This window comes from Photobacterium sp. WH24, from assembly GCF_019204055.1.
Lineage (GTDB): Bacteria > Pseudomonadota > Gammaproteobacteria > Enterobacterales > Vibrionaceae > Photobacterium > Photobacterium arenosum.
Map to the genome: position 1 here is coordinate 66,760 of NZ_JAGSOZ010000010.1, position 21,800 is coordinate 88,559.

The window sequence follows — 21,800 nt, forward strand, 5'->3', positions numbered from 1 at the left end:
CAAACCGACTTGACTTTATGGTCAGATAGAACCATGTTCTGCCCTATAACCACAGAGCAATCACCGCTAAACTTTTCATGTAAAAGCACATAACGGTGAATTTAAGATAAGGACATTCCTATGCTGGATCGCAATAAAACCGCGCTGGTGATCGTTGATGTTCAGGGAAAGCTGGCCAGCCTGATGTCAGACAGTGATACCCTCTATCAAAACCTGTCAGTCATGACTCAAGGGGCAAAAGCCCTTCAATTACCTGTCATCTGGTTAGAGCAGTTACCCGATAAGCTTGGGCCCACTATTCCGCAGATTGCTGAGCACCTCACTGATCAGACGCCCATTGCCAAAAATTGTTTCAGCGGTTGCCAGTCGATCGACTTTATGGACGCTTTAGTTTCCACTGGTTGCAAGAACGTGCTGCTGGTCGGGATAGAAGCGCACATTTGTGTCTATCAAACCGCCATGGATTTACTTCGAAAAGGCTACCACGTAGAAGTCATTTCTGATGCTGTCTCTTCACGGAATGCGGCGAACAAAACAGTCGCCCTGAATCGTATGCAACAAGCAGGTGCCTCAATCTCGTGCACAGAAATGGTACTTTTTGAGTTACAAGGCGTCGCTGAAGGCGAAAGCTTCAGGCAGATCTTAAACCTCATCAAATAATTAAGTCACAAAGTTGACATTAATTGCACGGATAAATTGATCCCGGATTCAATGCAGGCTATCTTATTTTCATAAAAAAAATAAGATAGCCATAGGTTAATCTCCTCCTCTGCATTCTCGGAGTCCGGCCCATGTACGCCATAACCCACATCAGCGTGTTTGATGGCAGCACGATTGCTGAAGATCAAGCCATTTTTATTGACAGAGATACCATCTCTGCCGTCATGCCCATGTCGCAAGCCAAGTCCCGGCAATTACTCCCGACCGACTGTCTGGACGGGACTGGTTTACTGGCCACCGCAGGCTTCATAGACATTCAGCTAAACGGTTGTGGCGGCGTCTTGCTAAACACAGACATTGCCAAATCCACCCTGGATACCATGAATGCCACTAACCTTCGCTACGGTACCACCCAATATCTTCCCACTTTTATTACCAGTGAAGCCGAACCGCTTAACGCAGTCATTCAGTTGATTGAAAGCATTGATACCCCGGAATCTGAAGGAGTGCTGGGGCTGCATTTAGAAGGCCCTTTCATCAACCGCCAAAAGAAAGGGGCCCATCAGGAACAATGCATCAGGGATCTTGATGAAGAAACTGCTGAGTATCTCATTCGCCATGCCCACTGCATAAAAGTGATCACACTGGCGCCTGAGTCTTGTGATCAATCAGTGATTAACCAGCTGACAGAGGCGAACATTATAGTGTCTATGGGCCATACCAATGGCCGGTACACCGACTACACAGCCAAACACGGCATCAGTATGGCCACACATCTGTTTAATGCGATGAGTCCACTGGATTCTCGTGAGCCAGGTGCTGTCGGCTATATCTTTGATCGCAAACCCCATGCCGGCATTATTGTTGATGGCATTCATGTGAATTACGCCTCAATCAGAATCGCCCACCAGCTTCTGGGAGAGAAACTTTTTATGGTTACCGATGCTGTGACACCAGCGGGTACTGACCTCAAAGAGTACGATATGGCTGGCACCAAGGCCTATGTCACTGACGGTAAATGCCATTATGCCGATGGCACCATTGCCGGCGCGGCCATTACCATGATTGAAGGTGTGCATAATCTGATTAATCATGTGGGTGTCAGCAAAGAAGAGGCATTGCGGATGGCAAGCCTGTACCCGGCCAAAGCTCTGGGACTGGATGCACACTATGGAAGAGTCAGAACAGGATATAAAGCCAATCTGGCATTACTGACTGCGGATCTGCAAGTAAAAGGCACGGTTCAGATGGGGTTACGGCATCACGTTTAAAGCGATGGCATGTAATGTTCGCGGAGTGACAAGACAAAGGGCCACTTGTCTGTGGCCCTTTCTGCATTATGCGTTGGCAAATTTGAGCGTTTCAAGCCGGGTAAGTTGATATTCACGCAACTTGAAGTAGCCGTAAGTCGCCACAATAGAAAAGAAAAGGTATGACAGAGCAAATACCAGAGGTGAATTAATCACCTGATTTTCCAGTCCCCACATTACCCCAGCGACAGTAACACCCATTTTCGCCATTAACCCGGTTAGCAGCAGCATGAATGCCAATTGAGGATAACGTGTTGCCCGGAATGCCAGCCAGTAGGTCGCACCTACCGCCAGAGACGCTATACCAAAGCCGGCCATAAATGAATGAAGATGCTCCCCTGAGAAAACACCGGCAACAACCGATATAGCCAGAATGATCAAGAACTTCATAAGAACCTCACTCATAAACCCGACGTTAATGACAATGAGCGCCAATTCTTTCACCGGATCGCCCTTTTGCGGCTATTGTTTCAGGTTTCACAGAGGTTTAACAGTGGTCGTTCCTCTAAGCATTGTTACTAAAATGTTTCATTTTCAGCCAGTTACATTCTGAAACATTATAAACACCTAACAGAAAACAACTTACCGCCAAAAGTTACAAAACAGTTAACAACTCAAGCAGCAGCAGGATATCGCTGCAAAGGCCATATCTTAAAAATAAAATTCAGAATTTGAGTAATACTGCCATGAAAGATCAATATCATACCGCCGTCTTTCACATGAAAAGCAGCATCTAATACTGAATTTTCACTTTAGAGCCCAACAAAGTGAAAAGTGTGACAAACCTTAAGTACGAACAGCCAGCAACGGTAAAAAACAAGATTGATGCGCTTTTCTTTTGACGCATTCACTATGAAACTGGGATGTTGCTCTTACCTTTGTAACCTTCGTTAGGAATATTGGCTACCTCTCTCTATAATTTGCTGAAATTCAGAACAAAAACCACATTTACGGGCATTTTATGACGACCATTCTTGATGCAGTCGATCTTCGTACACAGCTTGTTGGAGAGAACCGCCTTGAATTGCTGATTTTCCGGCTTCATTCTGCTCAATTATTTGCGATTAACGTGTTCAAAGTGCGTGAAATCGTCAAACAACCTCACCTGCACTCGCTGCCAGGCAGCCATTCCAGTGTCTGTGGCGTCGCCAACATTCGCGGACAATCGATTCCAATCATTGATTTACGAAAAGCTATTGGTATAAGAGCAACGGAAGAGAGCACTGAAACCAACCTTATCATTACTGAATACAATCGAAGCGTTCAGGGCTTTCTCGTCGGACAGGTCATGAACATTGCCAATATGACCTGGCAGGACATTCAGCCGCCACCCAGCCAAGTCGGTAAAAACAATTATCTTACCGCCATTACAAGAATTAAAAGAGAGGGGGTTGAGAGGCTGGTCAGCATCGTCGATGTCGAAAAGGTGCTGGCTCAGATCGTGTCATACAACACAGACATTTCTGACGATATTCTCGATCAGCATTTAGTCAGTCAGTTTCATGGACGCAAAATTCTGATTGTTGACGATTCCTCAACTGCGAGAGCACAAATCAGGGACACCCTTTCGCAACTTGGTCTGGAAATCATTGAAGCCATTAATGGGCAAAAAGCATTGGATATTCTCAAAGGCTGGTGTGATGAAGGAAAAGAGGTAAGCCACGAGATCCTGATGATGTTCACCGATGCCGAAATGCCGGAAATGGATGGTTATCGCCTGACTCACGAAATCCGCAGTGATGAGAGGATGAAAGACCTGTTCATTGCACTAAACACTTCGCTCAGCGGAAGCTTTAATCAGGCAATGGTCGATAAAGTTGGCTGCGACCGTTTCATTTCTAAATTCCAGCCGGATCTTTTGGTTGAAGTCGTCCAGGACAGACTGAGAGCAGCTTTAAAGCAGCCCGTGTAATTCGCCACGGGCTTACTCACGACGTTTGGCAGACAAAGGTTAAAAGGCGCGTAGTCTTATCAGCAATACACCAGACTCAAATGCAGTAATGTCAGCTTCAGCAGTGCTCTCGGCCAGGAGTCAGGGGCCAGTCCAACCCGGCTCCCCTGACACTCAGCCAAATTACTGATTAGGTGAAAGACTATCCATATCTTGCCAGATACCATCATTGAATCCCTTCGCCTCGATCTGATGACTGACTGACAATGTGCGATCATCGCTTTTCATTGCCAGCTGCATAGTAAACAACACCAGAACCGCTATCGGTATTAAGCAACTGCTGAGCGTAAACTGAGCTGTCGATGCCATACATCCCCCTTAATGCGACTGCGCTGTCTGAACCGGTCCCTGCTGGCTACGCAAAGTGACGCGGCGGTCAAAAAAGTCGTACTCCCAGCTTTCATCCATTTTAAGCGGCTCTTCTTCGCCATAAGCAATGGTGACAATTTGCAATGGGTTCGCGCCCCGAGATTCCAGATAATCCCTGACGGCAGTCGCACGTTCTTCAGAAAGAACCTGGTTACGCTCCGACCCGCCACGGCGGTCTGCATAGCCTGATAATTCCCAATTTATTTCTGGCGATTGCTTCATCAGTTCTGCAATTTCATCCAGCTGAGCCTGAAAATGGGGCTCAATCACTGCCGAACCGGTCCGAAAATGTACGTTCATTGCCAATGCCATATCATGCTTCTGCTGTGTCTCGCGCAGGCTGGCCATTTCATGCTGCATTTCCTGGTAGCTGTTCAGAACAGGCTCCAGCTCGGCATTACGCTCATTCAAAGCCACAATGGTTTTCTGCTGCTCACTCAAACGCGCTGTCTGGTTGGCGATATAACCTTCCTGGCCAACGGCTGTACCCATAATCCCGCCGACCATTGCACCAATAACAGCACCGACCGGACCACCAACCAGACCGCCGACAGCGGCACCGGAACCCATACCAATCCATTGTTCTTGCTGGGCAACCGGCTCAGTGTTTGCCGTGCTCTGCTGGCCCGCATGAACCTGAGTGCTGACACCCATCACCGCTGTGGCAACCAAAAGGGAAAGAGCCTGTTTTTTCATCATGGTGTTCATCTGATTTTCCTCATCATTTCTGTGTTATCCGAACAAGCATCTGAGGCCGTTAATGCAGCTCTCGTTTGCCAATGAGAGAATTAAAACAAAGTGTTCAGGCAATAAGAGGGAGAGAAAAAGGCAATGTGCTGATCAAATGTGGCAACATTATGGCAATTGGCTTTGAAGGCGGATTTGCACTTTTTTAGCCTGCCAGTTCAGGTATAGTCAGTTTTCTCCAAGGTGAATGATGAAGCAATCAATGAAACATATAGCCATTGTTGAAGACGAAGCGGCAATTCGGGAAAACTACATGGATGTGCTGAGAAAGCACGGTTACAAAGTGCAGGGTTACGCAGACCGCCAGCAAGCCCAGCAGGCGTTCGAACTCAAACTGCCCGATCTGGCCATCATTGATATCGGCTTAGGCCATGAAATCGATGGCGGGTTCGCACTTTGTCAGTCGTTACGCGCCCTGTCTCCCACTGTACCCATCATTTTTCTGACTGCACGTGACAGCGACTTCGATACGGTGTGCGGGTTGCGGATGGGGGCAGATGACTATCTCACCAAAGACATCAGCCTGCCCCATTTAATGGCAAGAATTGCCGCGCTATTCCGGCGCAGTGAGCTGATGTCTGCCCCCGCCACAGAAGAGACACTGCTGCACAGGGGAGCTTTGACCATTGACCAGAACAAAATGCAGATCTTCTGGCAGGAGCAACACATTGATTTGACTGTGACAGAGTTCTGGATGGTGTACGCGCTGGCGAAACGTCCGGGCCATGTCAGAAGTCGTCAGGATTTGATGGAGGATGCCCACGTCGTGGTCGATGACAGTACCATCACGTCTCATATCAAGCGGATACGCAAAAAGTTTGCCCAGCATGATGCCGACTTTGATCATATTCATACTGTCTACGGAATGGGATACCGATGGGGAGCCTGACAGCACGATTTACCGCAGGTCTTCGCGTAAAGATAGTTATCATCGCCAGCCTGTTGCTCACCCTGCCCTGGTTCGGGTATCGGTTTGTTCTCGAAATGGAAAAACTGCTCCGTCAGGGGCAAGAGCAAACTCTGATTGGCACAGCCAGAGCCATTGCCACCGCGCTGAACGAACGGCCTGCGCTGTTCAGCCAGCAAGCCAGTTTTCTGCCTCGTGTTCAGCATGGCCACGATTTATACGTCTATGATTTGCCCGGTTCAATTACCATTGACGGAAGCCTGGCAGACTGGCCAGAGGATCTTGATGCCAAGATGCATTACTACGGACGTCAGTATGTCCGATTCAGCCAGCGCCCTTACCAGCAGGGGCAAACCGATTTCTATCTGATTGCCGGGCGACACAGCCAGCAATTTTATGCCGCCATGAAAGTGAAGGACAGGCACACCGTTTTGCGCCGTGCCAACAGTCATCAGGTCGACAGGAACGATCATCTGATATTGGCACTGACAACCCCACAGGGTGAGTTCGAACGTTATCTGATTGCACTTGAACAGGATGGCCAGACTTCTGCCTGGATGATCACCGATGAGCTTGACGAACCAAACCTGATCTCTGCCACGAATCTGATTACAGCGCAGTGGCAACCAAGGCAGGATGGCTACTCACTGGAAATCAGCATGCCCTTGTCACAGCTCGGCCAACGGCTGTCGGTGTCTGTTTATGATGTTAACCACGATACCCACCGTGATGTTGAGACCATCATAGGCACAGCCAACAGCAAAACGGCGGCAAATTTGGGTACAGTGCTGCTGCCCTCACCGGAAATTGAGCGCATAGTCAAAGGCATGGGGCACAGCAGTTCGCGTATCTGGGTATTGGACCGACATCAGCGTGTGTTAGCGCAATCTGGCGACATTCAGCATTCAGACGGAGTGTGGGCAACATCTGTTCGTTATGATGAAGAGGAATATGGTTTAGGCTCCTGGCTGGATCAACACCTGCTGCGCCCGCTTTATTACACCTTTCTCTTATCAGAGCCTGTCCCGTTCGACGACAAGCCCGACGATCCCGCACTGATCACAGGCGTCAATGTTGATCAAGCCTTGCAGGGACGCGGTTACGCCCACTGGCGGTCATCAAGTGACGGCAAAGCAATGATTCTGTCCGCCGCCTACCCCATCTGGCTGGATGACAAAGTGATGGGAGCCGTGGTCGCCGAAGAATCAACCCAGGGGGTTCAGACCCTGAAAAACCGGGCTCTGGAACAACTCTTCAACGTGTTACTGGCGATCATCATCATCGCTGCCATTATTCTTTTCCTGTTTGCCTCAAGCCTCTCAGGCCGTATCCGGCGGTTACGCGATCAGGCAGAGCAATCGATAGATGCTCAGGGCCGGATTCGCGAAGCAATCACTGCGTCATCGTCAAAAGATGAAGTTGGTGATTTATCCCGCAGCCTGGCAAGCATGGTTAACCGGCTCGGACAATACAATCATTACCTGGAAAACCTGTCTTCGCGGCTGTCACACGAGCTGCGCACACCCGTTGCCGTCGTCCGCTCTTCACTGGATAACCTTTCTATGTCCAGCCTCAATCATGATGAACAGCGCTATATCGAACGGGCGCAGGAAGGTATCAGAAGACTGAGCACGATTTTGTCGAGCATGACAGAAGCAACCCGTATCGAGCAGAGCCTGCAGGGTGCAGACATGGAAGAGTTTACGCTAAATGACTTGATCAGCGGCTGTATGCAAGGTTATCAGTTCGCCTTTGCTGAGCAAGACTTCCAGGTGCAGGTGCCGGACACCCCGGTCCGTATCACAGGTGCCCCCGACTTTCTGGCTCAGCTGCTGGATAAACTGATAGCTAACGCTGTTGAATTCAGCCAACCGAACAGCCAGATTGACGTCACACTGTCACAAACTGACAAGCACGCCACACTGACTGTCAGCAACCAGGGGCCGCTATTACCGGATGATATGGCCGACCAACTGTTGCATTCAATGGTCTCGGTACGCAGTCAGGCACATCAGGACAAACCACATCTCGGTCTGGGTCTGTATATTGCGCGGCTGATCGTGGATTATCACGCAGGGCAAATCGCAATCAAAAACCGCCATGATTGTTTGGGTGTCACAGTCGCCGTTACTATGCCATTGAATGCGGCAACGAATACCTGAGTTTATTCCGGCAACTCGGTATCAGTCTCAGGTACAGATGATTGTGGTTCTGAAGAATCTGAAGAGGGAGCAGTGCCCGGCACTTGTGTCTCAGCTTGCGCTGTGACCTCTTCATCTTTGGCATACATAGTCAGATACTGATTTTCGCAGACACTGATGGTTATCCTGTCGGAGCCATATGTTTCGGTGCACCGCTCCATATATTCGTCATAAGACATCAGTAAACTCTCCGACTGAACATTCGCGACGAATACTCCAGAAACCACCAGCGCCGATAACATCACACTGTTCCATTTCATCTTGCTCACCTTTGTTCAAATATGAACCGCACAGGCCCATACTTTAGAGTTAAGCAAATTAGCAGCAATTAATGATCGAATCTTGAGACAATTTACCAATTGCTGGCAGTGACAGACTTCAGGCAGGCTCATCTGCCGTTACATTTTCCGCCTGAACTCAACAAAGTGCTCATACCGTTTTGACACTAAGTCGGTATAATGCCTTCACTTTCATAACAACTATACCTGAATCAAATGAGTAACGTTTTTACATTTCTTAAGGGATTAGCGATGGGCGCAGCAGACGTCGTTCCCGGCGTTTCCGGCGGTACAATCGCTTTTATAACCGGTATTTACGATACACTGCTGGAAAGTATCAGACGCATCAACCCCAGCCTGATCCCGCTGTGGCGCAAACAGGGAATCCGCGCAGTTCTCACCCACATTAACGCGGGTTTTCTGATTGTGCTTCTCACTGGTATTCTCACCAGTATTCTCACCCTGGCTCGTGTAATCACCTGGATGCTGCATACGCATCCGATCCCGCTGTGGTCCTTTTTCTTTGGCCTGATCCTGATTTCTGCTGTTCATATGTTTAAACAAGTTCAGCACTGGAGAGCGGCTCGGATTCTGTGCATTATTGCCGGTACAGCATTTGCGTACGGTATTACGGTTGTTCACCCTATTGATATGGCACCGACCAGTATCAACATAGTATTAGCAGGATCCATTGCTATTTGCGCGATGATTCTGCCGGGCATCTCTGGCAGCTTTATTTTGCTGCTACTGGGTATGTACGGCCCTATCCTCGCGGCGGCTAAATCGCTGCAGCTGGGTACTCTGGGACTGTTTGCGACGGGTTGTGTGATCGGCCTGCTGTGCTTTTCTCATGTTCTGTCTTGGCTACTTCGTCATTACCGCGATTTAACGCTGACCTTCCTGACAGGCCTGATGCTCGGCACACTGAACAAAGTCTGGCCCTGGAAAGAAACCATCAGCTGGCGCACCAATTCCAGCGGTGAACAAGTCCCCCTGCTGGAGCACAACCTGTCACCCTTTAGCTTTGAGCAGGTTACCGGCCAGCCAGCGCTCCTTAGCTATGCAGTGATTGCCATGCTACTCGGGATAGTGCTGGTGTGGGGACTGGAGAAATTTGCAGCAGACTAGCCGCTGAGTGAATGCTGAGGCTGCCATCTGGCAGCCTTTCTTTATCGCAACTGCGACCGCCACAAAAAGCGTGATACCATAGCGCAGTTAACTGATAACAAAATACTTACGCGAGAAACCGATGTCCCATAAGCTTTTCTCAATGCATTGGTCAATGCCAGTAAAGCTCATTCTGGCATTCTGCTTGGGCTTTGCCGCCATTGAGTGGCTGCCGGCATTCATCCGCTCAGAACCCATCTATGACAGCGCACAGGCCTGTGAATTGAGTCAGGCAAGCTGCCTTCGGAACAATGCCAGCATCATGCTGAGCGACAATATTGTCCACCCGCTGCAACCTACCACAATGACCATTCGCTGGCCTGAGCTGCCGAAAGAGACAGCAACCCTCCTTCTTACCCTGGAAGGTCATGAAATGATGATGGGACAATATCAGCTACAATTAACCCGGCAACCGGATGACAGCTTTTCTGGTGAACTCATGCTGCCTTTCTGTACACAGGACGCTATGACCTGGCAAGGCAAGATCACCTCAGATTCCGGCTCCCTTACACCTCTCTACGTTTCCTTAAGGATGACACAGTGAAATTTCAATGGATAATTCTGGCCGTAGCCTTGATTGCTGGCCTGGCCACCCGTTACCTCGTAGACAGCCATGACGACAGCGTCGCAGAAGCTCAGCAGTCAAGCGGCCAGCTCGAGAGTGGCAAAGAGTCTGTCGACTTGTTCAATACCAATGATAACCGCCTTCGCGTTGTCTACTTTGGTTTCACGCATTGCCCGGATGTCTGTCCTACATCACTGGCTATTCTGGGGGCCGCTTTGAAAGCCATCTCCCAGGATGAATTAAATAAAGTCTGGCCTGTCTTTATTACTTTGGATCCAGAAAGGGATACACCTGAAAAAAGTGCTCAATACGCGCAATATTTCCATAAAGATATTACAGGCATGACGGGGACTATGGAACAAACCCAATTACTGGCGAAGAAGTATGGCGTCCTCTTTATGAAAACCCAGCAGGAAGATTCAGCATTAGAATATTCCGTCGATCACAGTTCGTACTTTTATCTTTTAAAACCCGACGGCACCCTGTTAGAAAAGGTGCCTCACACTTTAAATCCCAATATCCTGGTAGACGCTATTGACAGGAATGAACGTCTCCTGATTGAGAAATAATGAAGAAGATTTGACATATCATTCACATAGCGTGCATTGACTCAAACGGCGAAAGGCCGCATTCTTGCTGTCGTTCACGGGCTTTTTCTCGTCTTTGAGAGAATTTTTTTTGGGAAAAAAGCTTCTTGGATGAGCAATTTGAATAACATATGCCATACTAATTCTGCCGACTGATAAATTTTTACACTCGGTCTGTAGTGGCAAAACAAAGGAGAAGAAAGAAAAATGAACCGTTCATTATCTATCCTTACTGGTATCATTCTGAGTGCAACTTTGATTGGCTGTTCCAGCTCAGATGAAGTAGATCAGATGCAACAACTAACCAATAAAGTAGACATGCTTTCTGACCAAGTGGGTGCACTGCAAAGTCAGCAAGATCAGATGGCCGGCGCCGTTAACGACGCTCGTGCTTCTGCAGATGCTGCTTACCAGGAAGCAATGCGTGCTAACCAGCGTATTGACAACATGGCTAGTTCGTATCGTAAGTAATACAAACGACAAAAAGAGTGGAGCTATTAGCTCCACTCTTTTTTTATGTCTGAATTTTGGTTTCAGTAAAACAGGTACAGTATCGAGATATATCACACAAGCTGCCCGGCAGCCCGTGTGACCATGTTATTAATCAATCGCGATAGGTACGCCTTCTTGCGATTGTAAAGCCTGAGACAGACGCGAAATAGCTTGTTTATCACTTTCGACAGCATTAACAAGCGCACGACTTGGTTTCACAACTTTAGCCTGACCCGCCTCAGATTCCGATTTCGACAATGGCTGATGTACCTCAACATACAAGCTACCATCCGGTTCACGGGTTTCTTTCAATGGTTGATTGATTACCCGCACTTTGGTGCCTTTAGGAATCTGCGGGAACAGCCACTCAATATCCCACGGGTTCATACGAATACAACCTGAGCTGACACGCATACCAATACCGAAGTCTTTGTTGGTACCGTGTATCAGATATTCACCGCGGCTGTGAGCAAGTCGCATAGCGTACTCACCTAATGGGTTCTCCGGGCCAGCCGGAATAACTGCCGGCAGTTCGATACCGCGCTCTTCACGGTATTCTTTACGAATATTCGCCGTAGGTGTCCAGGTCGGACCAACAATTTTCTGACTGATTGACGTTGTCATCACAGGTGTTTCCCGGCCGATACGGCCGATACCGATTGGGAACACATAGACAGAATCTTTACCCGGCGGGAAATAGTATAAACGTAATTCAGCAAGGTTGATCACTATGCCTTCATGTGCAACATCAGGCAATATCAGCCTGGTCGGTATGGTCAGCATTGTACCGGGTTCAGGCAGAAAAGGGTCAACCCCCTTGTTCGCTTCCATCACGGCTAAAAAACCCACGTCAAAGTGGTTAGCGATATCAGCGATACTCTCTTTTTCATTCTCGGGAACCTGGTAATACTCCACAGCACCGACGAGCTTGCTGCCGTCAGAAGGGAGTTGGTATTCAATAGCATTCGCACCCATTGAAGCCAGGCCAATCAGAGTACAAAGTAATGAGCGATACACGAAAGCCTCCAGATCGATGAAGTCTGTTGACATAAGCAACTGAGAGTCAGTTGATATTCCACCCAAAAAATTTGGCAACAGAACCTTAATTATTATGGCAAAGTTTGATCTTTACTCAGTAAGTGACTGTGATTTTCTTATATATGACACAAAATGTAGCTTTGATCACTTTCTGAGTTTGACTGTCAGTGTACCCAGCTCCTGCAACTACCAGGTCAGGTTTACGTCAATAAAGTGGCGGTGGGTTGTAAGCAATGGGACTCATGTAGAATTATGCATACAAAAAAAGCGGGCATTGCCCGCTTTTCTGCTCACTCAATCCAGGCTCAGGCATATTGCGCTGTCAGTAATTTCCAGTCACGGCGCTGTTGTTCCAGCCGGGCCTTTATTTCCTGATATTGCTTCACAATATCCAGATTGTCGTACTGTTCGCGAAGCGCCTGCCTTTTCACCTCAAGCAATTGTTTCCGGGTTGCGTAGTACTCTGAAATTTTCTGTATCAGCACGTCATACTCGGCTTCCACTTTTTGCAGCACAACCCTGCTATCCGGCCCGGTGCTCAGGCGGGACTGAATGCGTTTAAGCACCATAGTCGCCTTCGCCTTTTCAATTTTATCTTCCGGGCAAGTACGCAGGTTGCTGGCAAGACCTAACCAGGACAGACTTCTTATAAGCCACTTAGTCGGGTCAAACTGCCACCAGCGAATCCCGTTCCGGTAGTCATTTTCAAAGATGTGATGGTAGTTATGATACCCCTCACCAAAGGTCAGGAAAGCCAGAAAGCCATTGTCCCGCGCCGTATTTTTATCCGTATAAGGTTGCGAACCCCAGATGTGAGCCAGAGAATTGATAAAGAAGGTGGTGTGGTGACTGAGCACCAGACGAACAACCCCGACCAGCAGCAACGCTCCCCAGATGTCGCCGTGTAAAAAGCCAAACAGCAGTGGTATGCCTGCATTCGTCGCCACAGCCAGCGGTACGTAATACTTGTGCTGCCACATGACGATCTTATCTTTTTGTAAATCGCGGCAATTTGAGTAATCCGTGTAGCGATGCGCCTGATACTCACGAAGCATCCAGCCGATATGGCTGTAGAAAAAACCACGTTTGGCGGAATACGGATCGACATCGTTATTATCCACATGGCGATGGTGAATCCGGTGATCAGATGACCAGTGCAGAATGCTGTTTTGCAGCGCGAATGCGCCGCCAACCGCATAGATAAAACGCACAGCGGCATTTGCTTCATACGCCTTATGCGACCAGAGGCGGTGATAACCCGCCGTAATAGACAGCCCGCAATAACTGAACGCTGCCAGCAGCATCAGCCCTTGCTGCCAGTCAAACCCGATAAAATAAGCATAAAGGGGTGCACCAATCGCAGCGATGGAAAAGGTAACGGTAAAGATAATCAAATTTAGCCAGATGATTGGCGGCTTAGGATGTGACATGTCATTCTCTGTCTTTCGGCGTACAAGTGTTCGCTAGAATAGCAAGCATCCCGCTCAGGTCAATCGTAAAAGTCTGAGATTTACTGCTTTACATCACAGCTTGACATCTTGAATGCAAAAATATGCATTTAAAAATACTGCCAGTCGCCGTCAGCCGTCAGCCGTCAGGATACGAGATACGCTCAGCAAGCTTTCCGGCTGCAGTGAATTAACTACACTATAGGAAGCAGCCTAAAGCTTACACATGGAGACGCAACCATGAGGCCCAGCTCCGAGGCTCCCTTTGAGCCGATTAACATGAAGCGTGATAAACGAGTGGTGATCAATACCCAGGCACAGCACTGGATGGCATCCCCGGCAGCAGGCGTGTGGCGTATTCCACTGGAACGGGAGGCGAAAGAGTCGGGTGAAGTCACCAGCCTTGTCCGTTATGAACCCAACACGCACTTTTCAGCCCACTACCATCCAAACGGCGAAGAAATCTTTGTCGTCAGCGGTATCTTTCAGGACGAGTTTGGCCACTACCCGGCTGGTACCTATATCCGTAACCCGGCAAAAACCCGCCATGCGCCAGCCAGCGACAGCGGCTGTACCTTGTATGTCAAACTGAACATGTTTCCGGAAGGCGATAGGGAACCGCTCAGGATTGATACCCACAACGCCAGATGGCAGCCCGGCCATTATCCCGGCCAGTCAGTGCTCCCGCTGCATGGCTTTGGTTCAGATCGCACTGTCATCATGCAATGGCACGCGGGGTCAACGCTACCGCCACAAAGTTACGACGGCGGCCTGGAAGTCTATATCCTTGCTGGCAGTTTTTATGATGAATGGGGAGAGTATGGTGAAGGCTTCTGGCTGCGAACTCCGCCGGGCAGCTCTCATCAGCCAGCAACCAAAGATGGCTGTCTGCTGCTAGTAAAAACTGGCCATATCACTCAATAACAGTCCGGCGGTTCTTGCAAACACCGGCAACCTGGCTTTCTAACTATTAACATCCGTGCGGATGAAATTTTTCAGATGGATTCAGGTCTCTTGTAACACGTCAGTCAATTTATACCGCTCAAAGGGATGCACATGCGTATTAAATCAACCCCGCCCTGGCAACTGAAGGAAAGTGATGTCACACCAGAGTCGGTTTATCACCAACGCCGCGACATTCTCAAAAAGCTGGGGATTACCCTGGCAACACTGCCATTAGCCACGCAAGCCCAGGCCAACATCTTTGATATTTTTGGTGATGACGAAAAAACACCGGATCGCCGACGGGCGCTCAACGCCCCCGACTCCACACGTTTTCACCCGGACCTGTCTTTAACACCTGAAGACAAAATCCTGAAATATAATAATTTTTATGAGTTCGGTACCGATAAGTCCGATCCTGCCCGCCGGGCAGCCAATTTTGTGACCGACCCATGGAAAGTGGATGTCAGCGGCATGGTTGCCCGTCCTTTCACACTGGATTATGACGACATATTTAAACGCTTCCCGATTGAAGAGCGCATCTATCGGCTACGTTGTGTCGAAGCCTGGTCGATGAACGTGCCTTGGATCGGCTTCCCGCTGGCGTCACTGCTGAGATATGCGCAGCCAACCAGTAACGCAAAATATGTCGCTTTCGAGACATTGTATGACCCGAAACAGATGCCGGGACAGGCATCTCGCCGGCTGGGTGGCGGGATAGATTACCCGTATGTTGAAGGCCTGCGAATGGACGAGGCGATGCACCCATTGACCCTGATTGCTGTCGGCTTATACGGAAAAACGCTGGCACCGCAGAACGGTGCACCGCTGCGCTTGGTGGTGCCATGGAAATACGGCTTCAAAAGCATCAAGTCTATCGTCAAAATTACCCTGACGGATAAGCAACCGCCAACTACCTGGAACCTGCTCGCTTCTAATGAGTACGGTTTCTACGCCAACGTGAATCCACAAGTGGATCACCCAAGATGGAGCCAGGCAAGTGAACGCTTTATTGGCGAGGGCAACCTGTTCAGCAGCCGACGTCAACCGACCCTGCCATTCAATGGTTATGCCTCTGAAGTTGCAGGGCTTTATAAAGGAATGGATTTGAGGAAATTCTTTTAATGCAGAAAATGGCGCTCACCTTGCAAAGTATCCGGCTTAAGCCTGCTCACATAACTGCGTTAAAAACGCTGATTCATCTGATGTCGTTAGGCTTTTTGGCGATACTGACTTTTCTGCTTCTGAACGGCCGGCTCGGTGCGGATCCCGTTCAGGGCCTGAGTCACTTTACGGGTAAAGCGGCGCTCAATACACTCTTTATCACTCTGCTGGTCTCCCCGCTTGCAAAACTATTGAAGCAAGGCGCGTTAGTCAAAGTGCGTCGGGTGCTCGGCCTTTACTGTTTTTCCTGGGCAGCCTTGCATCTTTTAGTCTACGTGCTGCTGGATCTGAATCTGGACTGGTCCTTGCTGGCCAGCGAAATAATCGAGCGCCCCTACCTGACCATAGGCGCAATATGCTGGTTAATTCTCTTTGCCCTTGCCATTACTTCCACCCAGAGGATGCAGAGAAAACTAGGCAAACGCTGGCAACAATTGCACTACTGGGTGTATCTGGTCGCTGTGCTTGCACCAGTTCATTACTACTGGTCGGTGAAATCCGGTATTGTGGAACCGGCACTCTATATTGCCGGGGCTTTGATGCTATTGAGTTTCAGGCGAAAAACCTTAAAACGGTGGTTGCCTAAGTTTCCTCAGCACACGCCTTCTGAAGAGAGATAACATCGTTCTGGCCGCTGACTGGCAGCCAGATCTGCGACCTTTACTCAACATTTAGTCACCACACGCTTGTCTGTTTCGACGCGGTGAGCACAGTAGAACACAGGATCACTCCCACAACTCTTCCTGCTTCAGGCTATTCAATGCCGAAAAACGGATATAATTTCAAACTAAACGCATAAGTTTGATACAGGTTCAGATTATTCAGGCACATAACCCTTTTCTGCTATGCGCTCTGGCAATATCATAGAGCGGTATACCCATTATCAATGTCGAGTCCGATCACGTGAGGTTAAGCTGTTTTTGATCAGTGAGTTAGTTGCCGTCAGTATCGAACAGTTTCAGGCTGACTGTTTACAGCTGTGTACCCAACATTACCCCACGGTGCATAACCGAGGCATGCGCGATCGCCATTTAGGCAGGCTGATGTGTCGGCGTATTCTGGCGACACTGGAAAAGGAGGGCATGACAGCCACGCTTGAACAAGTGGAATGCGATGATGTGATTATGCCTCCTGTCTTTCGGATACGGACCCGAGAAACAACCCTGTGGGTTATCGCGCACCGCCTTCAAAGCGCTAATCTGGCGCGGCGTTCAACGCTTTTCCAGGCTATCGGCCTGACGCTGGAGCAACTGACGCCAACCGGTGATCATCACTTATTGTTATTGTCTGATCATTGGTTTGACCGAAGCAAAGCCAGTAAACAACTTCCGTCCTGGTGGCTTGGTCAGATGCCGGCTAATATTCAGGGCTATCTGCAGGACGGCATCAAGCTGCTGCCCAGCGAATTGTCTTTAACAGGACAACTGCAGACTCAGTTTGATCTTTCTCAAGGTATTACTCAACTTCACCACCCACTCAAACGACTGCACACGAATACACCCTTGCATCGCTACGCGGTAATGACAGCCTACTACCCCAACATCCATACAATGAAAACTGGCTGATCAAAGATTCGCCTCAACCGCAGATGTGTCAGACAAAAACGCCAGCTCACTGAGCTGGCGTTTTTTGATTAGGGTGACCGAATTAAATCAGGCCCAGCTCTTTCAGACGCTCCATCAGGTAGCTGTCGGCGGTATGGCGCTCTGATAAAACAACGTCAGGTTTCGGGTGCAAGAAAAGTGGCAGAGAGATACGCGATTTCGTTTTATCTGCTCCTTCAGGATTGATCACACGGTGAGTCGTTGACGGGAAGTAACCGCCCGACGCTTCCTGAAGCATGTCACCAATGTTAATGATCAGGTTACCGAATTCACACGGCACATCCAGCCACTCGCCTGTTTTCGCTTTTACCTGAAGACCGGGCTCGTTGGCAGCGGGAAGCACAGTCAGCAAATTAATGTCTTCATGAGCACCGGCACGGATAGCGCCCAGCTCTTCCTCCCCTTTCAGAGGCGGGTAATGCAGAACACGGAGCAAAGTTTTGTCGCTGTTTTCAATCATGCTGGATAGCGACTGCGAATACAGTGCAGATACGTCAGCCGGTGAGTGCTTTTCCACCCAGGACAGCAAGGTCGCCGCCAGCGCATTGGCCTGGGCATAATAATTCTGCAATTCGTCTTTCAGCGTCTCAGGGCACTGGCCCCAAGGGTAATAATGAAAGAATTCTTTGATATCTCTTTGATTATGGCCTTTCGCGGTTTCAGAGATCTCTGGCGGAAAGAATCCATCTTGCGTTTCAGCGTTGAAACGAAAATCGTATTTATCTTCAGAGTCAAAAAACGCTTGCCAATTATGATAGATGGCGCTGACCAGCTCTTGCTGTAAGGGGTGATTTTTCAGGACACCAAAACCCGTTTCGCGCAGTGATTCAACGAAACGCTCTTGAGCATCGTCAGCAGTAAAGTCAATGGCTTCTAATTTCATTATGTTCTTCTTTTACGGTAGGGCGTAGATTTATGCGTTATTCGCATCTTGTGACAAGGATTTTAGACCTTCAATACCGCCTGAACAACCCACAAGCCAAAGCCCGTAAGAAACAGAGTGTTGACGGAAAGAAACGATTGCCCAACCGATTGCGTTTAACTCAACGCTTTCATGAGCCGCAGAACGAAAAACCCTGCCGAAGCAGGGCTTGTTTCGCAGAATTCGATGCTGATAATTCGTCATAGATCACGCATTAGCAACTCAAACTCATCCTCAGCAAGTTCGATCAGTTTAGCTAGCTCCCGGGCATCATCACTCGCTAAATCCACTTGCCAGCGTACACATTCACCACCGACATGATCTCGACAAACTAACTCCGTTTTTTTGCCATTTGACAGAAACGAAAGTTCTTCAAACTCAGCCAAAAACTTATCGTGCTCTTCCATGATTTCAACTTCAAGAAAACCAGTAGGTATAACCTTCACATCCAAATGGTATCCTTTACCGCCTGGTAACAGGTACTGCCGGTGTTCAGCTAACATCCTCCTTTCCTCCACTCAGTTGACTCGCAACTAAAAGTGTAGTCAAAAATTCTGTTACGCGAGTAAATTCTTCCCAAATCAGTTCTAACCTAAACTTAGGAAAAGTAATACTTTTTTCTTATACAGCCAGAAAAGGATCAATCATTATAATCACGATAATCGGCTGAATCTGCCATTCGTTTTAAATCATCATCTGCTCACTCAATACTTTGTCATCAGGCATCAGTTACTTATTCAAAATCATTATCAGCGGTACATCCGCCATCTTATTGTTGTACACGTTTCGATGATCGACTGTCATCGTTTCTTCATATGAGTGAAGCCTGCCCTTCATAAAACAGCTGTCTCAATGTTTGGACTAATTGGTAAAGATAACCTGCCTGACAGGATCATGTTTAGCTTCAGAGCGAATGGAAATGATCTGGAGCGACATCAAGACGTCTGTGTCTTTGTGTTTTGCCTCAAGAAACACTCACTCAATTCACATGCAAATGTAAGGGCTACAAATATACTGAATTCAAATGAACCACCTTGCTTATAAGAAAAATGATAAGTATTATCGTTCTCCTTTTTGCACTGCAGAGAATCTGACTAATTTTCATGCAGTTAAGAACGAAATCATACTCAAGAATAATAAGCAATCAGTAAGGTTATATCATCATTATGATAAGAAAATTCAACAGCAAGTGGGCAGCAATCATGTTGCTCACGAGCACATTATCCCTGCCGCATTTAGCATTTGCATCACTCACCTCGCAGAATACGAAAGTCGTCACTTCGAAGGGCACAGAAGCAAGTGAAAGCGAAACACTCATCTTTATGGGTCGTTTAAGCTCAGATGGCACCGCTCATGTACAAGTTGGCACTGATGGAAGAACAGTGAAACGGCTTTTACTGGTTAATAATCCCATCCTCAATAAAGGCGTAAAAAGCAAGCCCGCACAAGTTACCGTTATTCACAACATGTCAACCAAACCACTGGCTATTGGTCAGGTTGAAGTATTAGGGCCATCCAGCGATGTCATCATTGCCAGCCCATCCGGTGTTATCTGCGATTCCTGTGAATTCAAAAATGCCAAACGTATTGTTCTGGCGACAGGCTCTCCTATTTTCAATCACGGTAACCTGGCAAGCATCAAAACCCAGCAAGGTTTACTGGAGATCATCGGTTCTGGCCTGAAGACTCAGGATGCCGTTTTTGTTGATCTGCTCGCAGAAGATATTCATGTCAACGGCCCAATCAATACTTTCACCCGTGCGAATAAAAATTCTGCTCAGGGTTATGATCTTGCCCCTGACACCGGCACATTGTCGGCAGCACAAGGAAATCTTCAGTTAATTACAGGTCATACAACATGGGCTTATCATTCATCAAATATCACAATTGATAATGCCAGCCAAACTGACAGTGCATCCTTGCACATTAACCGTGTTATTTTGTCAGGAAATATCTTTATTCAAACAACAAACTTAATTTCCGGAATAGAAATAAACAGCAACATATCGACTATTGGCGATATTTCATTAGTTGACACCTATCAAGGAAACAGCATTATACCATCTGGCAATATACATTTAAAAACCTTTGGTTCGTTGATTGTAAAAAACAATACTTTAAGTACAACATCCAATGCTACTTTAGAAGCAAGCAACATATCCTTAATCCCTGATGAGTCATATAAAGATAAAAGCATTGAAGCAGGGAATATAGAGATCTCTGCTGAACTAACACTTACAATGAAAGGTCTCATGATTGCAGATAACATAAAGATTGCTGCAAACATAGTCAATAACTTCGGTGGTGAGTTATTTGCTCGTGAAACACTCTATGTTAATGGAAATGGCTATATTAAAAATAGCCATCAAGGGCTACTTGTGGGTAGTAACGTTGCATTAACCAGTGAGCACTCGATCATCAACGGTATCGTTGAACCTTGGAGCTGTGACGTCAGAAGAAGTTATGCGCGCAGTATGTATATCAAAAATGACACGATCCAAATTGGTAGCGGTGTCGGACTGATAAAAAACTTCATCAACAGCTGTAATAGCAATAGCTCTATTCGTGACTGGACGCTAACAGAAAGAAAAGCAAGTATCTTTGGCTTTAACATTTCATTGAGTGCGCCAGAAATTACAAATTCAAACCCATATATAAAACAACGAAAGACATATAAAAACGCTGAAATTAACATGGAAATCACAGACTCAAATTCAGTCTCGATCTCAGCAGAAAACGCATTAGTCGCACAGGCAAAAAACTCATTCAAAAATGGTTCTGGTGTTGTGGAAGTGTTAAATGGAAATATGTCGATTGATTCTCCAACAATTAACAATCAGCGTTATTATATAAAAGGAAGCACACATCACTACACTCGAAAAATCCCATTCACCCCACCAAAACATTGTCCTTCACTAGCTGAAAGAATCGATTCTTTCATAAATGGACCTGACCCATGGATGCTGAGTGTAGCAAATACATTTATAGAACAGTACAAAAGAGAATGCACCAGTAACGGCTCTACAACTGAAAATGCTACAGCTCAATATGTATCTGCGCTTTCCCCTGTAGGTCGAATCCTTGTCGCTGGCAGCGTCACCTTCAATGGAAATAAATTTTTCAATGAAGCCAGTAACGTTGAAATTTGGGGAAAAACGAACGGAAAACTGAATGAAATCAAATCACTCGGTTTAGCCTTAAATGAAAAGATTGTGAGAAAAACAGTGACGCACCATTCACGCCGTTATTGTTCCCGTCGTGTTTTGGGTGCATGTATCAAACGCAAAACAGAGCGATGGACAACCACCTCACATAAACTCATCAAAGATGAAACCACAGGTCAGTTCCCTGCCCTTTTTGATATTAATAAAGCGAACATCAATGTCGCAAACGGTAAAGTCACGACCGGCAACATCACTTTCGGCAAATAATCAGGGATGACAATTAA

The 21,800-nt window shown here is 47.6% G+C and carries 22 protein-coding genes; 14 read left to right on the top strand and 8 right to left on the bottom strand.

Annotated features, from left to right (window positions below):
- Positions 1 to 120 precede the first annotated feature (120 nt).
- Together KCG43_RS13355 and nagA are read left to right on the top strand one after the other, a co-directional pair.
- Entirely contained in the window at positions 121 to 660 is a 540-nt protein-coding gene (locus KCG43_RS13355; RefSeq protein ID WP_192013947.1) for a hydrolase, read from the top strand.
- Between the two features lie 131 nt (positions 661 to 791).
- Positions 792 to 1,931: an N-acetylglucosamine-6-phosphate deacetylase gene (gene nagA / locus KCG43_RS13360; protein WP_192013949.1), complete on the top strand. Its 1,140-nt coding sequence runs from the start codon at positions 792 to 794 to the stop codon at positions 1,929 to 1,931.
- 66 nt (positions 1,932 to 1,997) lie between these two features.
- Here nagA and KCG43_RS13365 read toward each other — a convergent pair whose 3' ends face one another.
- Positions 1,998 to 2,360 (bottom strand): NADH:ubiquinone oxidoreductase, encoded by a 363-nt coding sequence (locus tag KCG43_RS13365; RefSeq protein WP_192013951.1) that lies wholly within the window; start codon positions 2,358 to 2,360, stop codon positions 1,998 to 2,000.
- 571 nt (positions 2,361 to 2,931) lie between these two features.
- Here KCG43_RS13365 and KCG43_RS13370 point away from each other — a divergent pair.
- On the top strand, positions 2,932 to 3,882 hold the full coding sequence (locus tag KCG43_RS13370) for a chemotaxis protein CheV (protein ID WP_218385517.1): 951 nt from the start codon (positions 2,932 to 2,934) through the stop codon (positions 3,880 to 3,882).
- A 162-nt stretch (positions 3,883 to 4,044) separates the two neighbouring features.
- Here KCG43_RS13370 and KCG43_RS13375 read toward each other — a convergent pair whose 3' ends face one another.
- Together KCG43_RS13375 and pdsO are read right to left on the bottom strand one after the other, a co-directional pair.
- A complete protein-coding gene (locus KCG43_RS13375) occupies positions 4,045 to 4,230 on the bottom strand; it encodes a hypothetical protein (protein ID WP_218385519.1) in 186 nt (61 codons plus the stop codon).
- A 9-nt stretch (positions 4,231 to 4,239) separates the two neighbouring features.
- Positions 4,240 to 4,998 (bottom strand): sortase-associated OmpA-like protein PdsO, encoded by a 759-nt coding sequence (gene pdsO, locus KCG43_RS13380; RefSeq protein ID WP_255558037.1) that lies wholly within the window; start codon positions 4,996 to 4,998, stop codon positions 4,240 to 4,242.
- A gap of 241 nt (positions 4,999 to 5,239) precedes the next feature.
- On the opposite strand from pdsO, the gene pdsR reads away from it, so the two are divergent.
- Positions 5,240 to 5,926 carry a proteobacterial dedicated sortase system response regulator gene (gene pdsR / locus KCG43_RS13385; RefSeq protein WP_192013957.1) on the top strand — a complete coding sequence of 229 codons (687 nt, stop codon included), beginning with the start codon at positions 5,240 to 5,242 and terminating at the stop codon, positions 5,924 to 5,926.
- The gene (gene pdsS / locus KCG43_RS13390; RefSeq protein ID WP_218385521.1) at positions 5,914 to 8,106 is read left to right on the top strand and encodes a proteobacterial dedicated sortase system histidine kinase; all 2,193 of its coding nucleotides are present in this window, start codon (positions 5,914 to 5,916) and stop codon (positions 8,104 to 8,106) included. Before pdsR ends, pdsS begins: the two co-directional genes overlap by 13 nt.
- 2 nt (positions 8,107 to 8,108) lie before the next feature.
- On the opposite strand, the gene KCG43_RS13395 is transcribed toward pdsS, so the two are convergent.
- Positions 8,109 to 8,405: a hypothetical protein gene (locus KCG43_RS13395; RefSeq protein WP_218385523.1), complete on the bottom strand. Its 297-nt coding sequence runs from the start codon at positions 8,403 to 8,405 to the stop codon at positions 8,109 to 8,111.
- Between the two features lie 234 nt (positions 8,406 to 8,639).
- Between KCG43_RS13395 and KCG43_RS13400 the strand changes: the two genes are divergently transcribed.
- The 4 genes from KCG43_RS13400 to KCG43_RS13415 all read left to right on the top strand — a co-directional run bounded on the left by KCG43_RS13400 (position 8,640) and on the right by KCG43_RS13415 (position 11,213).
- Positions 8,640 to 9,551, top strand: coding sequence for a DUF368 domain-containing protein (locus KCG43_RS13400; RefSeq protein WP_218385524.1), 912 nt, complete (start codon positions 8,640 to 8,642; stop codon positions 9,549 to 9,551).
- A 154-nt stretch (positions 9,552 to 9,705) separates the two neighbouring features.
- Positions 9,706 to 10,134, top strand: a complete 429-nt coding sequence (locus KCG43_RS13405; RefSeq protein WP_237795958.1) for a hypothetical protein — start codon at positions 9,706 to 9,708, stop codon at positions 10,132 to 10,134.
- Positions 10,131 to 10,724: an SCO family protein gene (locus tag KCG43_RS13410; protein ID WP_218385526.1), complete on the top strand. Its 594-nt coding sequence runs from the start codon at positions 10,131 to 10,133 to the stop codon at positions 10,722 to 10,724. Before KCG43_RS13405 ends, KCG43_RS13410 begins: the two co-directional genes overlap by 4 nt.
- A gap of 225 nt (positions 10,725 to 10,949) precedes the next feature.
- Complete coding sequence (locus tag KCG43_RS13415; protein ID WP_027251090.1) at positions 10,950 to 11,213, top strand: Lpp/OprI family alanine-zipper lipoprotein; 264 nt, start codon at positions 10,950 to 10,952, stop codon at positions 11,211 to 11,213.
- 129 nt (positions 11,214 to 11,342) lie between these two features.
- Here KCG43_RS13415 and KCG43_RS13420 read toward each other — a convergent pair whose 3' ends face one another.
- Entirely contained in the window at positions 11,343 to 12,251 is a 909-nt protein-coding gene (locus KCG43_RS13420) for a L,D-transpeptidase family protein (RefSeq protein WP_370630691.1), read from the bottom strand.
- 326 nt (positions 12,252 to 12,577) lie between these two features.
- On the bottom strand, positions 12,578 to 13,702 hold the full coding sequence (locus KCG43_RS13425; RefSeq protein ID WP_218385528.1) for a fatty acid desaturase: 1,125 nt from the start codon (positions 13,700 to 13,702) through the stop codon (positions 12,578 to 12,580).
- A gap of 258 nt (positions 13,703 to 13,960) precedes the next feature.
- On the opposite strand from KCG43_RS13425, the gene KCG43_RS13430 reads away from it, so the two are divergent.
- The 4 genes from KCG43_RS13430 (at position 13,961) to KCG43_RS13445 (ending at position 17,391) form a co-directional block, all read left to right on the top strand.
- Positions 13,961 to 14,644 (top strand): cupin domain-containing protein, encoded by a 684-nt coding sequence (locus tag KCG43_RS13430; protein ID WP_192013973.1) that lies wholly within the window; start codon positions 13,961 to 13,963, stop codon positions 14,642 to 14,644.
- A gap of 132 nt (positions 14,645 to 14,776) precedes the next feature.
- Entirely contained in the window at positions 14,777 to 15,787 is a 1,011-nt protein-coding gene (gene msrP, locus KCG43_RS13435; RefSeq protein ID WP_218385529.1) for a protein-methionine-sulfoxide reductase catalytic subunit MsrP, read from the top strand.
- A complete protein-coding gene (gene msrQ, locus KCG43_RS13440; RefSeq protein WP_304622555.1) occupies positions 15,787 to 16,446 on the top strand; it encodes a protein-methionine-sulfoxide reductase heme-binding subunit MsrQ in 660 nt (219 codons plus the stop codon). Before msrP ends, msrQ begins: the two co-directional genes overlap by 1 nt.
- 300 nt (positions 16,447 to 16,746) lie before the next feature.
- A complete protein-coding gene (locus tag KCG43_RS13445) occupies positions 16,747 to 17,391 on the top strand; it encodes a hypothetical protein (protein WP_218385531.1) in 645 nt (214 codons plus the stop codon).
- 82 nt (positions 17,392 to 17,473) lie between these two features.
- Here KCG43_RS13445 and KCG43_RS13450 read toward each other — a convergent pair whose 3' ends face one another.
- Together KCG43_RS13450 and KCG43_RS13455 are read right to left on the bottom strand one after the other, a co-directional pair.
- Entirely contained in the window at positions 17,474 to 18,313 is an 840-nt protein-coding gene (locus KCG43_RS13450; protein WP_218385533.1) for an isopenicillin N synthase family oxygenase, read from the bottom strand.
- A gap of 239 nt (positions 18,314 to 18,552) precedes the next feature.
- Positions 18,553 to 18,855, bottom strand: coding sequence for a hypothetical protein (locus tag KCG43_RS13455; RefSeq protein ID WP_192013981.1), 303 nt, complete (start codon positions 18,853 to 18,855; stop codon positions 18,553 to 18,555).
- A gap of 663 nt (positions 18,856 to 19,518) precedes the next feature.
- On the opposite strand from KCG43_RS13455, the gene KCG43_RS13460 reads away from it, so the two are divergent.
- Positions 19,519 to 21,783, top strand: a complete 2,265-nt coding sequence (locus KCG43_RS13460) for a hypothetical protein (RefSeq protein ID WP_218385535.1) — start codon at positions 19,519 to 19,521, stop codon at positions 21,781 to 21,783.
- Positions 21,784 to 21,800 lie beyond the last annotated feature (17 nt).

Coding starts and splice junctions, on each gene's coding strand:
- KCG43_RS13400 (WP_218385524.1), top strand. CDS start 8,640: ATGAGTAACGTTTTTACATTTCTTAAGGGATTAGCGATGGGCGCAGCA.
- KCG43_RS13405 (WP_237795958.1), top strand. CDS start 9,706: ATGCCAGTAAAGCTCATTCTGGCATTCTGCTTGGGCTTTGCCGCCATT.
- KCG43_RS13455 (WP_192013981.1), bottom strand. CDS start 18,855: ATGTTAGCTGAACACCGGCAGTACCTGTTACCAGGCGGTAAAGGATAC.
- KCG43_RS13395 (WP_218385523.1), bottom strand. CDS start 8,405: ATGAAATGGAACAGTGTGATGTTATCGGCGCTGGTGGTTTCTGGAGTA.
- KCG43_RS13425 (WP_218385528.1), bottom strand. CDS start 13,702: ATGTCACATCCTAAGCCGCCAATCATCTGGCTAAATTTGATTATCTTT.
- KCG43_RS13370 (WP_218385517.1), top strand. CDS start 2,932: ATGACGACCATTCTTGATGCAGTCGATCTTCGTACACAGCTTGTTGGA.
- KCG43_RS13365 (WP_192013951.1), bottom strand. CDS start 2,360: ATGAAGTTCTTGATCATTCTGGCTATATCGGTTGTTGCCGGTGTTTTC.
- KCG43_RS13375 (WP_218385519.1), bottom strand. CDS start 4,230: ATGGCATCGACAGCTCAGTTTACGCTCAGCAGTTGCTTAATACCGATA.
- pdsR (WP_192013957.1), top strand. CDS start 5,240: ATGAAACATATAGCCATTGTTGAAGACGAAGCGGCAATTCGGGAAAAC.
- pdsS (WP_218385521.1), top strand. CDS start 5,914: ATGGGGAGCCTGACAGCACGATTTACCGCAGGTCTTCGCGTAAAGATA.
- KCG43_RS13430 (WP_192013973.1), top strand. CDS start 13,961: ATGAGGCCCAGCTCCGAGGCTCCCTTTGAGCCGATTAACATGAAGCGT.
- nagA (WP_192013949.1), top strand. CDS start 792: ATGTACGCCATAACCCACATCAGCGTGTTTGATGGCAGCACGATTGCT.
- msrQ (WP_304622555.1), top strand. CDS start 15,787: ATGCAGAAAATGGCGCTCACCTTGCAAAGTATCCGGCTTAAGCCTGCT.
- KCG43_RS13450 (WP_218385533.1), bottom strand. CDS start 18,313: ATGAAATTAGAAGCCATTGACTTTACTGCTGACGATGCTCAAGAGCGT.
- msrP (WP_218385529.1), top strand. CDS start 14,777: ATGCGTATTAAATCAACCCCGCCCTGGCAACTGAAGGAAAGTGATGTC.
- KCG43_RS13415 (WP_027251090.1), top strand. CDS start 10,950: ATGAACCGTTCATTATCTATCCTTACTGGTATCATTCTGAGTGCAACT.
- KCG43_RS13460 (WP_218385535.1), top strand. CDS start 19,519: ATGATAAGAAAATTCAACAGCAAGTGGGCAGCAATCATGTTGCTCACG.
- pdsO (WP_255558037.1), bottom strand. CDS start 4,998: ATGAACACCATGATGAAAAAACAGGCTCTTTCCCTTTTGGTTGCCACA.
- KCG43_RS13355 (WP_192013947.1), top strand. CDS start 121: ATGCTGGATCGCAATAAAACCGCGCTGGTGATCGTTGATGTTCAGGGA.